The 14,242-nt window shown below is 72.5% G+C and carries 12 protein-coding genes and 1 pseudogene; 8 read left to right on the top strand and 5 right to left on the bottom strand.

Annotated elements, in window-relative coordinates:
- Positions 1-88 precede the first annotated feature (88 nt).
- Entirely contained in the window at positions 89-322 is a 234-nt protein-coding gene (locus G3I54_RS32390; RefSeq protein WP_164619960.1) for a hypothetical protein, read from the bottom strand.
- Between the two features lie 82 nt (positions 323-404).
- Positions 405-1,313, bottom strand: a complete 909-nt coding sequence (locus tag G3I54_RS32385) for a glycoside hydrolase family 16 protein (protein ID WP_164619958.1) — start codon at positions 1,311-1,313, stop codon at positions 405-407.
- A gap of 269 nt (positions 1,314-1,582) precedes the next feature.
- Here G3I54_RS32385 and G3I54_RS32380 point away from each other — a divergent pair, with 269 nt between their 5' ends.
- Complete coding sequence (locus G3I54_RS32380) at positions 1,583-2,149, top strand: DNA polymerase ligase N-terminal domain-containing protein (RefSeq protein ID WP_164619956.1); 567 nt, start codon at positions 1,583-1,585, stop codon at positions 2,147-2,149.
- A 115-nt stretch (positions 2,150-2,264) separates the two neighbouring features.
- On the opposite strand, the pseudogene G3I54_RS39845 reads toward G3I54_RS32380, so the two are convergent.
- Positions 2,265-2,387, bottom strand: a pseudogene (locus G3I54_RS39845) (hypothetical protein); the annotation flags it as partial.
- 1,850 nt (positions 2,388-4,237) lie between these two features.
- Between G3I54_RS39845 and G3I54_RS32370 the strand changes: the two are divergent.
- Complete coding sequence (locus G3I54_RS32370) at positions 4,238-5,596, top strand: geranylgeranyl reductase family protein (protein ID WP_164619953.1); 1,359 nt, start codon at positions 4,238-4,240, stop codon at positions 5,594-5,596.
- Positions 5,597-5,644: 48 nt separating this feature from the next.
- Here the strand turns inward: G3I54_RS32370 and G3I54_RS32365 are convergent, their stop codons facing one another.
- Positions 5,645-6,835, bottom strand: a complete 1,191-nt coding sequence (locus G3I54_RS32365) for a serine hydrolase (protein WP_164619951.1) — start codon at positions 6,833-6,835, stop codon at positions 5,645-5,647.
- Positions 6,836-6,939: 104 nt separating this feature from the next.
- On the bottom strand, positions 6,940-7,566 hold the full coding sequence (locus tag G3I54_RS32360; protein WP_164619948.1) for a TetR/AcrR family transcriptional regulator: 627 nt from the start codon (positions 7,564-7,566) through the stop codon (positions 6,940-6,942).
- A gap of 120 nt (positions 7,567-7,686) precedes the next feature.
- Between G3I54_RS32360 and G3I54_RS32355 the strand changes: the two genes are divergently transcribed.
- From G3I54_RS32355 to G3I54_RS32330, 6 genes are all read left to right on the top strand, one after another.
- The gene (locus tag G3I54_RS32355; protein WP_164619946.1) at positions 7,687-9,327 is read left to right on the top strand and encodes a long-chain fatty acid--CoA ligase; all 1,641 of its coding nucleotides are present in this window, start codon (positions 7,687-7,689) and stop codon (positions 9,325-9,327) included.
- A gap of 89 nt (positions 9,328-9,416) precedes the next feature.
- Positions 9,417-10,586, top strand: a complete 1,170-nt coding sequence (locus tag G3I54_RS32350) for an acyl-CoA dehydrogenase (protein ID WP_164619944.1) — start codon at positions 9,417-9,419, stop codon at positions 10,584-10,586.
- A gap of 129 nt (positions 10,587-10,715) precedes the next feature.
- Positions 10,716-12,041: an MFS transporter gene (locus G3I54_RS32345; protein ID WP_164619942.1), complete on the top strand. Its 1,326-nt coding sequence runs from the start codon at positions 10,716-10,718 to the stop codon at positions 12,039-12,041.
- A 151-nt stretch (positions 12,042-12,192) separates the two neighbouring features.
- Positions 12,193-13,335: a winged helix DNA-binding domain-containing protein gene (locus G3I54_RS32340; RefSeq protein ID WP_164619940.1), complete on the top strand. Its 1,143-nt coding sequence runs from the start codon at positions 12,193-12,195 to the stop codon at positions 13,333-13,335.
- A 114-nt stretch (positions 13,336-13,449) separates the two neighbouring features.
- Positions 13,450-13,692, top strand: coding sequence for a twin-arginine translocase TatA/TatE family subunit (locus G3I54_RS32335; RefSeq protein WP_164619934.1), 243 nt, complete (start codon positions 13,450-13,452; stop codon positions 13,690-13,692).
- Between the two features lie 314 nt (positions 13,693-14,006).
- Positions 14,007-14,228, top strand: coding sequence for a hypothetical protein (locus tag G3I54_RS32330; RefSeq protein WP_164619932.1), 222 nt, complete (start codon positions 14,007-14,009; stop codon positions 14,226-14,228).
- Positions 14,229-14,242: the final 14 nt, after the last annotated feature.

The raw sequence follows: 14,242 nt of genomic DNA, 5'->3' as shown, positions 1-14,242 counted from the left end.
CTCGGGTGGAAAGGGGTGGACGGCGGCAGGAGCACCTCTGCCGCCGTCCACGTCTCTGGGCCCGCCCGGTGAGAGGGGCGGGCGGGGGTCAGCCCCGGTACTCCGCGAGGACCCGGGTGAAGTCCCACGGCTGCTGTCCGACACCGGAGCAGGTGTCGGCGCCGCCGCCGGTGCCGGAGATCTGTCCGACCGCGGCGACGGCCGCGCCGGCGGGGCTGCTCGGGGTCAGGAACGCGGCCGTGGCGGCCAGTGCCAGAGCGGGCAGCGCTCGGCGTCCCAGCCGCCTTCGCGGGGTCCGTGGGTGTCGCGGAGCCTCGGTCATGCGGTCACCGTCCTTGTCGGAATGAGCCGGTGCCCGTCCGCGGACTGCCGGGGACGGGCACCGGGGCTGCTGGTTCCGGTGGTCAGTCGCCGGTCGTCACGCGGACGTAGTCGATGACCATCTGCTGCGGGAACTGGGTGGAGCCGTCGGGGTCGCCGGGCCAGTAGCCGCCGACCGCGAGGTTCAGGATGAGGAAGAAGGGCTTGTTGAACACCCACTGGTTGCCGTTCAGGTCGGCGGGGGTGCGCTGCTGGAAGACGTTGCCGTCGACGGACCAGGTGATGGAGTCGGGCGCCCAGTCCACGGCGAAGGTGTGGAAGTCGTCGGCGAACGCCTGGCCGTTGGGCAGGGTGTACGCGGCGCCGATGCCGCCGGAGCCGGAGTATCCCGGGCCGTGCAGGGTGCCGTGGACGGTTCCGGGCTCGAAGCCGACGTTCTCCATCACGTCGATCTCGCCGCTGTCCGGCCAGCCGACGTTGCCGAAGTCGTCGCCCAGCATCCAGAACGCGGGCCAGATGCCCTGGCCGCGCGGGATCTTGATGCGGGCCTCGACATGGCCGTAGGCGGCGGCGAACTTGCCCGAGGTGTTGAGCCGGGACGAGGTGTACTCACAGGTCCCGTACCAGCACTGGTAGTTGCCCGGGTTCTCCTTCCGGGCGGTGATCACGAGGTTGCCCTGGCCGTCGAGTGCGGCGTTGTCGTTGCCCGGGGTGTAGTACTGCCGCTCGTGGTTGTTGACGTTGTCGCCGGTCTCCAGCTGCCACTTGCCGCCGTCCACGGCGGCACCGGCCGGTCCGTCGAACTGGTCCTCGAAGACGACCGCCTGGGCCCCCGGGCCGGGCGCCGGGGAACCGGCGGCGGGTGCGGCGGACGCTCCGCCGGGGAGTGCGGTCAGGATGGCGGAACAGCAGAGCAGCGAGGCCGCGTAGAGGGCGACGCGGCGACGCCGGGAGACGCTGCGCGCCGTGGAGTGCGTGGGGTGCACGGTCATCACATCACTTCGCGTGGGGGGCATGTGCATGACAGGTGAACGCCGAGAGGTGAACGGTTGGGGCGATCACCTCGGGCGCATATTTCAATTCTTGATTTAAGGGAGTGCCGCAGGAGCCGTCAATAACCTGGTCCAGACCGGAGGAGGAACGGCATGCGCCTCCGGCATATGCATCTGAAGACAGCCGCACATCGTGCGGTTCGCACCGTGCGGCCGCAGAGTGGAGATACAGGCGAGCGGAGCGGAGACCCGGGCGAAGGGAGCACGACGTGGAGAACGACGGCCTGCCACGACCCCACTTCGTCGTGCAGATCCATGACGCGCGCCGACTGCACTTCGACTTCCGGCTGGAGGTCGACGGCGTACTCAAGTCCTGGGCGGTGCCCCGCGGGCCGTCGGAGAACCCCAGCGACCGCCGGCTCGCCGTGCCGACGGAGGATCACGCCCTGGAGTACCGCGAGTTCGAAGGCGTCATCCCCCGGGGCGAGTCCGGCAGCGGCACGGTCATCGTCTGGGACCAGGGCACCTACCGGCCGCTCGGACACGACGGGCAGGGCGACCGTGTCCCCTTCGCCGAGTCCCTGGAGCTCGGCCATGCGACGTTCTGGCTGTACGGGGCGAAGCTGCACGGCGAGTTCGCGCTCACCCGCATCCAGAAGGGCGACGAGCCGGACAGCGGCGGCCACGAGGCATGGCTGCTGATCAAGGCCAACGACCGTCTCGCCGTACGCGGCAGGCCCGGCTCCCCCGACCCGTACCACGCCCGCTCCGCCCGTACGGGACGGACGCTGCACCAGGTCGCCGCGGCGGCGGCCCGGGAACACGGGGATCGCTAGGAGACACTCCCTGAGTTCCCGGGCCGAGGATCTCGGCGAGCACGTCGGTGTAGAGCGACCGCCGGTCGGGCCGGGCGTGGGCCTCGGCCCGGCGCAGCACCGGAACCGCCGCCCCGCCGAAGCGCACGAGCGCCTCCCGGGCCGCCCTGCGGACCACCGGCTTCGCGTGGTCGAGGAGCCGGACGAGGTCCGGCAGCGCGGGCTCCCAGGAGGCGCGGCCGAGCGTCCGGACCGCCATGCGCACCACGTCGGGCAGCGGATCGGACAGCAGGAGCGCGGTGAGCCGGGCGTGGGTGTCCCGGTCGAACAGGGCGCGCGAGGTCCGGTGGGCGTGCAGCCGCACCCCGGCGCGCGGGTGGCGCAGCAACTCCTCGACCAGTGCGCGCAGCCCCGGGTCCGGGCAGGCCCCGGGCTCCGGCGCGTGCTCCTCCACCAGCCGGGTGAGCACCCGGCGGGTCTGCTCGGGCGTTCCGGTGCGGGCGAGGCCGAGCAGTTCCGGCAGCGACGGAGGGGCCGCCGGGGCGGCCGGGGTCCGGGACGGGGTGCGCAGGGCGTCGAGCGCGGCAACGTCCTCGTGTCCGGCCCCGGGCGCGCGCAACGGGCCGTCGACGAGGACGAGCGCATCGGCCAGGGCGTCGCGGCCTTCGGTACGCAGAAGGCGCTCGGCCCTGGTCAGCGTGGGGGTCCGGAGCAGACGGAGACCGGTCAGCAGGTCGAGCAGCCCGAGGTCGCCCGCTTCGATGCGCGGCGTCAGGTGGTGGGCGAGCGCATCGGCCGGAACGCTGCGCACCGTGGTGCGGGCCGCCTCGTGGACGGCGGGCGGACCGTGTTCCCACCACCCGACGATCAGCGGGACGAGCGGGAGCAGGTCGTCCTCGGGCAGCCGTGCCGCCCAGCGCAGCGCCCGCTCGGGCAACACGCCGCGGGCGGTCAGCTCCGCCAGGGCGGGGTGGCCGTGGGGCTGGTCCTCGGCGTGACCCTCGGGGTCGTCCTCGGCGTGGGCGAGGAGGTCCAGGGAGGCGGCTTCGGGGAGTATGTCGACCCGGCCGCGCAGATACGCGCGCAGCACGGCGACCGAGGCCTCCGGCTCGGGCCAGTCGCGCAGGGCCCGCGCGGCGGTGGTGCGGCGCTCCGGCTGCTCGGCGTCCAGCATGGCCAGCAGCCGGGCCCGCTGGGCGGCCGACCGGGGCTGGTCGAGATCGTCCGCCCGCACCGGACGCGACGAGACTCCGGAAGCCGTGGCCGCCGCCCTGGTCTCGGCGAGTTCGCGCAGCGCGCCGGTCACGATGTCGTGCTCGGGCGCGTCGAGCAGCCGGACCAGCCGGCCGCGTACGAACGCCGGTGTGAGCAGTCCGGCGTGCAGCCCGTCGCGGGCCGTCCGCAGCGCCTCGGCCCGTAGGACCGGGTCCCCGCTGTCGACGAGTTCGGCCACGAGCAGGTCGGGGCGGTGCGCGTCGGCGGCGTCGCACGCGCGGACGGCCCGGTAGAGCGGTTCGCCCGCCGGCTCCGTGCGGAGGACCGCCGGGGTCGCCGAGGAGTTCGGTCCGCAGCCAGGCGATCCGTACCCGGGCGGGCAGCGCGGCGGCGCGCCAGTCGGGCAGCCGGTGGCGCGGCGTCTGCGTCACGAGCCGGGCGTGGAGTTCCGCGAGCAGGAGGGACTCCTCGGGCGACTCACCCGGAGAGCCGGGCAACAGGCGGGCCGGCAGCGCCGGATGGCCGGCCCGGTCCTCGCCTCCGGCCTCCCCTCTCCGGTTTCCGATGTCCGGAGTGTCGGTGCGTTCGACGAGGAGGGTGAGGCCCAGGTGCCGTATCCGGGCCGCGGGGTGCCGGACCAGCCGGGCGAGCAGCTCCGGCGGGCAGGTGCGGGCGTCGAGGCGTCGGGCGAGCAGACCGGCGTCGGCGCGGTCGAGGGCGTCGCTGATCGGTTCGTCCGGTGGGGTGGTCACCGACGGAGCGTAGACGGCCGGTTCACCCCTCCGCCTCGGGATATTCGGACGCCCGGTTCCGTACCGGCCCCGCCCTGATCGATGATGTGGCCCGGGGCCGCCGCCCCGGCAGGGGCAACAGCCGTTGGACGAAGGGGTTGTGATGCGGGAACTGCCACCGGACCCGGCGACGACGGACGCGCGGGAGGTGTCCCGTACGGGAGAGGACGCCCAGGTGATCGTGGTCGGGGCGGGCCCGGCGGGCTCGTCGGCCGCGTATCACCTGGCGCGGGCCGGAGTCGACGTGATCCTGCTGGAGAAGGCCCGCTTCCCCCGGGAGAAGGTGTGCGGCGACGGTCTCACCCCGCGCGCGGTGCACCAGCTCATCCGGATGGGCGTGGACATCACCACACCGGGCTGGACGCGTTCGCGCGGTATGCGCTGGGTGGCCGGGGAGCACCGGGTGCACATCGAATGGCCCGCGCTGGGCCGCTACCCGGACTTCGGCCTCTCCCGCAGCCGGCACGACTTCGACGACATCCTGGCCCGGCACGCCGTGGCGGCCGGGGCGCGGCTGTTCAGCGGCTGGAAGGCGGAGCGGCCGCTGACGGACCGGGCGGGCCGGGTCACCGGGGTCGCCGCGTCCTCGGACTCCCCGGACGTCCCGGAGCCGGTCGACTTCCGCGCGCCGATCGTCATCGCAGCCGACGGGGCGTCCGCCCGTCTCGCCCTGGCGCTGGGCCTGGAGCGGGCCCCCCGGCGGCAGATCGCAACCGCGGCCCGCCGCTACTACCGCAGTCCGGAGCGCTCCCGGGAGGAGTACCTGGAGCTGTGGGCCGATCTCCGCTTCCCCGACAGGGGCCCGTACCTGCCCGGCTACGGCTGGATCTTCCCGATGGGCGACGGCCGGGTCAACGTCGGGCTCGGGGCGCTTCCCCACCGGCGGCACGGCAAGGCGGACCTGCGCGCGACCCTGGACCAGTGGCTGGCCCGGACCCCGGAGGAGTGGGGGCTGCGCGAGGAGAACGCCGAGGGCCCGGTTCGCAGCGCGGCCCTGCCCCTCGGTTTCAACCGCCATCCGCTGTACGCCCGGGGGCTGTTGCTGGTCGGCGACTCCGGCGGGATGGTCAGCCCCTGGAACGGCGAGGGCATCGCGCAGGCGATGGAGGCGGGCGAGGTGGCCGCCGAGAGCGCCGCCCTCGCCCTGGCCCACCCTCAGGGGCCCCGCCGCGAACAGCTGCTGCTCGGCTACCCGGTGGAGATGAACCGCCGCTGGGGCCGCTACTACCGCCTGGGCAACACGGCCGCCGACCTGATCTTCAGCCGCTCGGGCTTCCAGCCGGTGCTCAACCGGTACGTCATGGGCTCGCCGTTCCTCCTCGACGCGCTGGCCCGGCTGCTCACCGACCTCACGGACAAGCCCTCGCGCGATGTGATCGACCATGTCCTCAACACGGCGTTCCGTCTCGTCCCGGCTCCGAAGTCGGGCCTGCGCGGCGGCGGCCGGCCCCGGAAGCGCTGACCGTAGGGCGGGAGGCGGAGGGGCGGAGGGACTGTCGGCGAAGACGGATCAGCTCTGCTCGGCGAGGTGGGTGCCGAGGGCGAGGAAGGCCTGGATCAGGGGCACTTGGGGGGTCGACGGCGACATGACCTGTGCGCCGAAGTGCACGACGACGAGGTCGAGCCCCGGGGAGACGAAGAGGCGCTGTCCATGGATGCCGCTCGCCATGTAGGAGCCGTGGGGATCGTTCGGGATCCACCAGAGGTCGTGGTACGAGAGGGTGGCGGGCGCGGAGGCGGGAGCGACGGGGAAGCGGACCTTCCGGGGGCAGCACTCCGGGACCTTGCTCACGATGGTGGACGCCACCGCTTCCGGCACCACCTGCCGGTCACCGGCCGCTCCGCCGCGGCGCAGCATCTCGCCCAGCCTGGCGACATCGCGGGCGGTGGCGCTGAAGCCCCCGCTGGCGGCCTCGGTCCCCTCCGCGTCGACGGCGTAGTAGGCGTCCTCCTCCGCCCCGATCCCGGACCAGAGGAGCTCGCCGAGAAGCGCGGAGGTGGTCAGCCCGGTGACCCGCCGCAGCACCTCGGCGAGCGCCTCGACGTTCCCGTTCTCGTAGCGGAACTCCGTGCCGGGCTCACCGGTCGGCCGCGCGGTGGCCAGGTGCTCGCGGACGGTGGCCGGACCGGTGTATCCGAAGGGGCGCAACTGCGGGGCGAGGATGGCGAAGTAGCGCTGGGCTTCGAGGGCCTTGTCGAAGGGGCGGCCCGCGTAGCTCATGAGGGTGCCCATGTGGAGCAGATGGTCGACCCGGGCCTCGCCGAAGGCGGTTCTGGCCAGTTCGGGCACGTACGAGGACACCTGGGCCGTACGGTCGAGCTGCCCCTGGTGTTCGAGGACGGCCGCCGCGAGGCCGAGGTAGGACTTCGCGGCCGAGGCGTTGAAGTGCGGTATGCGGGCCTCGCACCCGTGCAGATAGCGCTCCAGGACGATCCGGCCCCGGTGGAGGACGAGCAGCGCGTCGGTCTGTGCGCCGGCGAGAACGTCCGTGAGGGTGAGCTCGCGGCCGTCCGGCGTCGGCGTCCGCACGCTGTCGAGGTCGGGCCGCAGGTCGACCGGCAGGGCGGTGGGTGCACCGGATCCGCGCCACACGCGCCGGGTCGGCAGGATCTCCCGGGCGGAGGTCATGTGCAGCCGGACCCACGCCGGGTCGGTGAAGCCCCGCGCCCAGGTCAGATCGGCCAAGGAGTACGAACTCATACTGTGCCCACTCTCCGTATGCGCTGTCAGTGGGCCAGAACCATACATGCTGTCTGGTAAAGCTTCTCCGGGGCATCCGGCCTCCCGGCCGCCGAGGTGCCGCGTCAGGCGCGTGCGTCGAGCGCGCCGGGGGCGTCCGAGGGGGCCAGCCCGGAGGCCCAGACCCGGCCGTAGACGGACAGGTCCCGCAGATGGGCGGTGATCTCGCGGGCGGTGTATCCGGTGTCGCCCTCCACCCACCACGTCAGGACGCCGACGAGTTCCCCCGTCCAGGCGCGGGCGATCACGTCGAAGGGCATCCGCGGCGTCACGTCGAGCTGTTCGGCGCGCCCCCGGAATACCTGTTCCACCCGCTCGCAGATGATCTCGGTGAACTCGCGCAGCGCCCGCCCGTCGCCCTCACCCCGGAGAATCACCTGGTAGAGGGGCTTCTCCTGCTCCGCGTGCTCGAAGATGTACAGCACCGGCAGCCCGGTGAAGCTCTGGCTCTGCGCCTGCTCCACGGCCGGCAGCAGCCGGTCCCGGTCGGCGGTGAGGTCCCGGACCACCCCGACGAGCAGGTCCTCCTTGTCGCGGTAGTGCGCGTAGAAGGTCGCCCGCGCCACATCGGCCCGCTCGACGATCTCCTCGACGGTGAGCGCGTGGAACCCCTTGGCCAGGACGAGTTCCACGAGCGCCGAGCGCAGGGCGTGGCGGGTACGGCGGACACGACGGTCTTCTGCGGGGCTCATGACCGAATTATTTCCTGTTCCTTCGAAGCGTTGACCTGGCGGACACCCCACACTACGTTGCCGTACACATCATTCATTAACAGACAGTATGTTCAGTAACTGCGTCAGGGAGTGTTCTCGATGAACCTTGGACGGTACGTACGGCGGACGAGCCGCCACCACCCCGAAGCCGAAGCCGTCGTCTGCGGCCGCACCCGGCTGACGTACGCGGCCCTGGACGAGGACGCTGACCGGCTCGCCACCGCGCTGGGCGCGCTCGGTCTTCGCAAGGGCGACTGCGTGGCGACCCTCTCGGCCAACCGAGCGGAACTCGTCGTCGCCGAAGTCGCCCTGTACAAGGCGGCATTGGTGCGCGCACCGATCAACGCCCGGCTCGGCACCGATGAGGTGGCCCACCTGCTGCGCGAGTCGGCGGCCCGGGTGCTCCTCGTCGACTCCGGCCATCTGGCGGCCGCCGCCGAAGCGATGCCGGGCAGCGGCGTCGAGGCCGTGATCTGCTTCGACCGGCGGCCGGAGGCCGGAGCGGACGACAGCGCCGACGGCACGGGCCGCAGCCGACCCGCCATGCCCCCGACCCCGACTCCGGCCCCGGCCGCCGTCCCGGTGCTGCGGTACGAGGAGGTCCTGCGCACCGCCCCCGCCGGGGCCGTGGACGTGGACTGCGCCGCCGACGACAGCGCCGTGCTCCACTTCACCTCCGGCTCCACCGGCCGGCTCAAGGCGGCGATCCAGACGTACGGGAACAGGCTGGCCCTGATGCGCAAGATGGTCATGGGGCCCGACACCCGGGTCGGTCCGGGTGACCGGCAGATCCTCGCCGGACCGATCACCCACGCCTCGGGCATGCCGCTGATGGGCATCTTCTTCGCCGGCGGCTGCGCGGTCGTGCTGGAGCGGTGGGACGCGGAGACCTTCCTGGCCACCGTGGAACGGGAGCGCGCGACACACGCCTTCCTCGTTCCCACGATGGTCAACACCGTCCTCGCCCTGCCGAACGCCCGCGACCACGACGTCTCCAGCCTGCGCCAGCTGATCTACGGCGCCGCCCCGATGTCCCCCCGCCGCATCCGCGAGGCCTGGGACCTGTTCGGCCCGGTCCTCTCCCAGGGCTACGGCTGCGGCGAGACGACCTCCGGGGTGATGTTCCTGTCGACCGAGGACCATCGGCGCGGCATCGAGGGGCAGGACGAGGAACTGCTGCTGTCCTGCGGACGCCCGACCGGCGAGGCGGAGGTGGACATCGTCGACGACCGGGGCCGGCCGGTGCCCGACGGGGAGATCGGCGAGATCACCGTACGCGGCCCGGACGTGGTCCCCGGCTACCTCGACGAACCACGCCTGACCGCCGACACGTTCGTCGACGGATGGTTCCGCACGGGCGACCTCGCACGCCGCCGGAGCGACGGGTACGTCTTCATCGTCGACCGCAGGAAGGACATGATCATCTCGGGCGGCTTCAACATCTACGCGGTGGAGGTGGAAGCCGCGCTCCATCAGCATCCGGACGTGTTCGAGGCCGCCGTCGTCGGCGTACCGGACGAGCAGTGGGGCGAGGCCGTCAAGGCGGTCGTGGTACCCCGGCCGGGTGCGCGGCTCGACGAGGAGACGCTCGTCGAGTTCTGTGCACGGCGGTTGGCCCGGATGAAGAAGCCGCGCTCGGTCGACTTCGTCGCCGCACTGCCGCACAACCCCAACGGCAAGGTCGACCGCCGCGCACTGCGCGCCCCCTACTGGGCGGGCGCCGAACGCCGCGTCCACTGAGCGACGCCCCGCGCCCGATCACGCGCCCCTCACCACTCGCACCACACCCCGCCTCGCCCCGGCGCTCACGCACCACCGAACGGAACCTCATGCCCTTCACCCTCGAACCCTCCTACGACGACAGCCCTCGCCTGCGGGAGCTCGTCGGACGACTGCGCGGCTATCTGCGCGACGAACTTCTCCCGTACGAGCGCGCTCACGGCATCACGCCGGAGTCCGCGCTCGACCGGTCCACCCTCGAACACGTCTGGAGGCGCAGCCGGGAGCTCGGCTTCTACGGTGTCAGCCTGCCGGCGGAACTGGGCGGCCAAGGTCTGACGCTCGTCGAACTCTGCGCGCTCAAGGAAGAGTTGACCGCCTCGGGCGCCGCACTTTCGCACTCGGTCCTCGGTGACCTGGGCGGCCCGCTGCGGGCCGGCGCCATCGCCCGCCACGCCACGCCCGAGCAACTGGAGCGCTACGTCATGCCGGTGGTCCGGGGCGAACTCGCCTGCTGCTTCTCGATCACCGAGCAGGACGCGGGTTCGGACGTACGCCGGATGACCACCACCGCCACCCCGGACGGCGACGGCTATGTCCTCGACGGCCGCAAGGTGTTCAGCTCCGCAGCACCGTTCGCCGACTTCGCGATCGTCGTCGCCCGGATGGCCGGATCCGATGAGACCTACAGCGCCTTCCTCGTCGATCTCGACCGCCCCGGCTGCCAGGTACTGCCGGGCGAAGTCCCCATGTCCGGACAGCAGATGGAGGGCGATCTGCTCTTCGACAACTGCCGGATCCCCGCCGAGAGCCTGCTCGGCGAGATCGGCCAGGGCCTGCGCATCGGCATCGGGCGCATCACCCTCAACCGGCTGCTGCACTGCCCCTCCCTGATCGGCGCCGCCCGACGCGCCTGGGACCTCTCGCTGGAACACGCCAGGACCCGTGTCGCCTTCGGACAGCCGCTGTTCGCGCTCCAGGCCATCCAGCACAAGCTCGCCGAGATGGCCACCGACCTCTACGCGGCGCGGGCCACGGTCATGACCACCGCGGCCCGCGCGGACCAGGGCGAGAACATCTCCGCCGAGGCGAACATGTGCAAGCTGCTCACCGCGGAGTCCTGCTTCCGCGTCGCCGACCAGGCCGTACAGATCCACGGCAAGGCCGGGCTCACCCGGGGCCACGAGGTGGAGCAGATCTTCCGCACGCTGCGGATGTTCCGCATCGTCACCGGCACCAGCGAGATCCACAAGAACGCGATCGCCAAATCCCTGGTCTGAGCCGTCGCGTCGGCACGCCGGGCGGGGCACAGGTGCTCCGCCCGGCCCGCCCGCCACCCGCCCGCCCGCCCTTCGGGGCCCTCCTCCGGCGGGCTCTTCGCTCCTCCTCCTCTTCCGCAGGAGCCACCCATGCTCAAAAGGTCCACCGAATCCACCCCCGCGCACCTCCGCCGCCCCGACCGCCGGGCGTGGCTCGTCACCGCCATGATCGTCATGTTCATGGTCATCAATTTCGCGGACAAGGCCGTCCTCGGCCTCGCCGCCCATCCGATCATGGAGGAGCTGGACATCAGCAAGAGCACCTACGGTGCGATCTCCAGCTCCTTCTACGTCCTGTTCAGCCTCTCCGGACTGGTCGTCGGCTTCTTCTCCACCCGGATCTCCAGCCATGTGCTGCTCTGCGTCATGACCGCCCTGTGGGCCGTCGTGCAACTGCCCGTCCTCGTCGTGGCAGCCGTCCCGACCCTCATCGCGGGCCGGGTGCTGCTCGGCGCGGCCGAGGGGCCTGCGGCCTCCATGTCGATGCACGCCCTGTACAAGTGGTTCCCCGCCGAGCGACGCGCGTTCCCCTCGGCACTCCAGATCAGCGGGGCCGCCCTGGGAACCCTCATCTCCGCTCCCCTGCTGACCTGGGTCATCACCGCGCACGGCTGGCGCGCGGCCTTCGCCTCCCTCGCCGTCGTCAGCGCGGGATGGAGCCTGGTCTGGTTCCTGATGGGGCAGGACGGCCCGTACGGTGAAGAGCACCCCGCCCGGCACGGCACCGGGCCCGCCGACCGCCCCGGCGTCACGGCGACCACGCCGGTCCCCTACCGGCGGCTGCTCCTCAACGGCACGGTCATCGGCAGCATCGCCAGCGCGTTCGGCGCGTCCTGGGCGCTGTCGCTCAGCAGCGCCTGGCTGCCCGTCTACCTCAGCAGCCAGCTGGACATGACGCCGGCCCGTGCGGCGACCACCATCAGCATCATCTCCGGCCTGAGCCTCGTCCTGCTGCTGGCCGTGTCGCCGGTCGTCGACGCGCTCAAGTCCCGCGGTGTCAGCAGCCGTTGGTCCAGCGGTGCGCTCCAGGGCGGGGCCGTGGTCGTCGCGGGCTGCGCCATGGCGTCGTTCCCTCTGGTCGACGCCACCGGCCCGCGTCTGATCCTGATCGCGGTGGCCTTCGGCGGCCACGCCATCGCCATCCCCCTGCACTATGTGACCACCGCCGAGGTGGTGCCCACGGGCCGGCGCGGGGCCGTCTTCGGCATCGTCGCCGCCACCGGCACCCTGCCCGGACTGGTCGCGCCGTTCCTCAGCGGGCGCGTCATCGACGGAGCGGCGAGCGAACAGGCCGGCTATGCCACGGTGTTCCTCATAGCGGCCGCGGTCATGGTGGTCTCCGGGGCCGCCGCGATGAGCGCCATCCACCCGGAGCGGGACGCCCCGCGGATCCGGGCCGCCGGGAAACACCCGTAGGACCGCCGACGCAGGTTCCGGTGGGAGCGGACAGGGTCCCGGGTACGTGTCCGCGACCGCCCAGGAGCGAACACCGCTGATGGGCGTACGGTTTCGACGACAGCTGACCGGTGGGCCGGAGAAACAGCCCGAGGAATGGATCGATGACGGCATGAGGATCACCGCACGGGGGCTCAACCGGTCGACGCTCGCCCGGCAGTTGCTGTTGCGGCGGGAGGCGTTGGACGCCTCCGAGGGGGTGCGGCGGGTGGTCGCGCTCCAGGCACAGCAGCCGGCCTCGCCGTATGTCGCGCTGTGGAACCGGCTCGCCGGGTTCGACCCGGCCGGGCTCGACGCGGCGTTCACCGATCACCGTGTGGTCAAGGCGACCATGATGCGGCTCACCCTCCACGCCGTGCACGCGGACGACCATCCGGCCTTCCGGGAGGCCATGCACCCGGTGGTGCGCGCCGCCCGGCTGGGCGGTCGCTTCACCGCGTCCGGGCTGACGGCGCAGGACGCGGACGCGCTGGTCCCCCGGCTGCTGGAGTTCGCGGACCGGCCCCGGACCACCGCCGAGTGCGAGGCCTGGCTGGGCGAGCAGCTGGGGGCGCCGCCGAAGGCCGGGGCATGGTGGGGGCTGCGGCAGTACGCGCCGCTGCTCCACGCGCCGACCGCGTCGCCGTGGTCGTTCGGCCACCGGCCCTCGTACATCGCGCCGCGGACCGGTTCGCCACGGACGGATCCGGAGGCGTCGGCCGCGTCCCTGCGGACGCTGGTCCTGCGCTACCTCTCAGGGTTCGGGCCCGCCTCGGTCGCGGACGTGGCGCAGTTCGCCATGGTCACGCGGGCCGGGGCGCGGGCGGCGCTGGCGGACCTGGCCGAGGGCCTGGAACGGCTGGCGGGGCCGGAGGGCGAGGAGTTGTTCGACCTGCCGGGCGCTCCGCGGCCGGACGGGGCGGAGCCGGCGCCGCCCCGGCTGATGGCGATGTGGGACAGCGTGCTGCTGGCGTACGCGGATCGTGGCCGGGTCCTCCCGGAGACGTACCGCAGGACCGTGATCCGCGCGAACGGCGATGTGCTGCCGACGTTGCTGGTCGACGGGTATGTGGCCGGGGTGTGGCGGCCGGTGGCCGGGGGCGTCGAGGCGACCGCGTTCCACCCTCTGCCGGACGAGGTCTGGGAGGGGCTCGCCGCCGAGGCCCGGTCGCTGGTGGGGTTCCTCGCCGACCGCGAACCGGAGGTCTATCGGCGCTACGGCCACTGGTGGAGCCGCCTCCCGGACGCCACCGTGCGGCTGTTGCCCGGGAGTTGATCCGGGAGTCGATCCGGAGGCGTGATTCGAGGACCGGCGAACGGATGCTCTACAGCCCTGTAGATTCTGCCCTGCAGATGCAGCGTCCAGTCCGCCCCAGAGAAAGCAGCGACCATGTTCGGGATCGGCGAACTCACCATCCTCCTCCTGGTGATCGTGGCGGTGCTGGCCGTGAAACGGCTGCCCGATCTCACGCGGTCGGCCGGTAAGGCGGCGCGCATCCTCAAGAGCGAGAAGCAGGCGCTCAAGGAACAGGACGGCCCCGCTGCCGGTACGACGACGGGCGACGGCGAGGCGCCCCGGACGTCTCCCCGGGTGATCCGCGGCGAGGCGACCGAACGCGAGACGCCGCAGTGACGGCGGCCTCGGCCGCCATCGTGGTGACCACGAAGACACCGGTCGGCCGCTCCGCGTTCCGGTGCGATGGGCGCGGGCCCATGCCAGGTGGTCCCCATCGCCGGCCCACTGCGCGTGGAAGAGGAGTCTGCCGCCGTCGGTGGGCAGGAAGACGTGCCGCGCCAGGCGCCGCGGTCGAGGTCAAGCGCGTGGCGGGAATCCTTCCGTCGCGGACACTCCGGGGAACCGCGCGGACACCCTCCGCAGTTGTGCGAGTGGTCCCGCCCGGGGCCGCCCGCCGTCAGGGCGGGGAGACACACTCCCAGGAGGCAGCAGTGGCCCGGATCGACCTGGACAAGGTGCTCGACAAGGCTTACGCGGACCAGGACCTCACCACGATTCTCTCGGCTCCCGTCTCGGCCCTGAAGGGCGTCTCGGACCGCGACGGCGAGCTGCTCCAGGAGGCGTTCGGCGTCAAGACGGTGGCGGATCTGGCCAACTTGAAGTACGTCCGCTGGGCCCAGGCACTCGCCGCGCTGGACACCGGCTCGTCCTGACCCGACGGCGCCGG

The organism is Streptomyces sp. SID14515 (assembly GCF_010548505.1).
Taxonomy (GTDB): domain Bacteria; phylum Actinomycetota; class Actinomycetes; order Streptomycetales; family Streptomycetaceae; genus Streptomyces; species Streptomyces caviscabies.
The sequence above is the reverse complement of the archived record's forward strand: the minus strand, read 5'-3'. Positions and strand labels throughout refer to the sequence as shown.

Excerpts from the sequence above, each read along its gene's own strand:
- G3I54_RS32390 (WP_164619960.1), bottom strand. The coding sequence starts at position 322 with ATGACCGAGGCTCCGCGACACCCACGGACCCCGCGAAGGCGGCTGGGA.
- G3I54_RS32385 (WP_164619958.1), bottom strand. The coding sequence starts at position 1,313 with ATGACCGTGCACCCCACGCACTCCACGGCGCGCAGCGTCTCCCGGCGT.
- G3I54_RS32370 (WP_164619953.1), top strand. The coding sequence starts at position 4,238 with ATGCGGGAACTGCCACCGGACCCGGCGACGACGGACGCGCGGGAGGTG.
- G3I54_RS32365 (WP_164619951.1), bottom strand. The coding sequence starts at position 6,835 with ATGAGTTCGTACTCCTTGGCCGATCTGACCTGGGCGCGGGGCTTCACC.
- G3I54_RS32360 (WP_164619948.1), bottom strand. The coding sequence starts at position 7,566 with ATGAGCCCCGCAGAAGACCGTCGTGTCCGCCGTACCCGCCACGCCCTG.
- G3I54_RS32355 (WP_164619946.1), top strand. The coding sequence starts at position 7,687 with ATGAACCTTGGACGGTACGTACGGCGGACGAGCCGCCACCACCCCGAA.
- G3I54_RS32350 (WP_164619944.1), top strand. The coding sequence starts at position 9,417 with ATGCCCTTCACCCTCGAACCCTCCTACGACGACAGCCCTCGCCTGCGG.
- G3I54_RS32345 (WP_164619942.1), top strand. The coding sequence starts at position 10,716 with ATGCTCAAAAGGTCCACCGAATCCACCCCCGCGCACCTCCGCCGCCCC.
- G3I54_RS32340 (WP_164619940.1), top strand. The coding sequence starts at position 12,193 with ATGAGGATCACCGCACGGGGGCTCAACCGGTCGACGCTCGCCCGGCAG.
- G3I54_RS32335 (WP_164619934.1), top strand. The coding sequence starts at position 13,450 with ATGTTCGGGATCGGCGAACTCACCATCCTCCTCCTGGTGATCGTGGCG.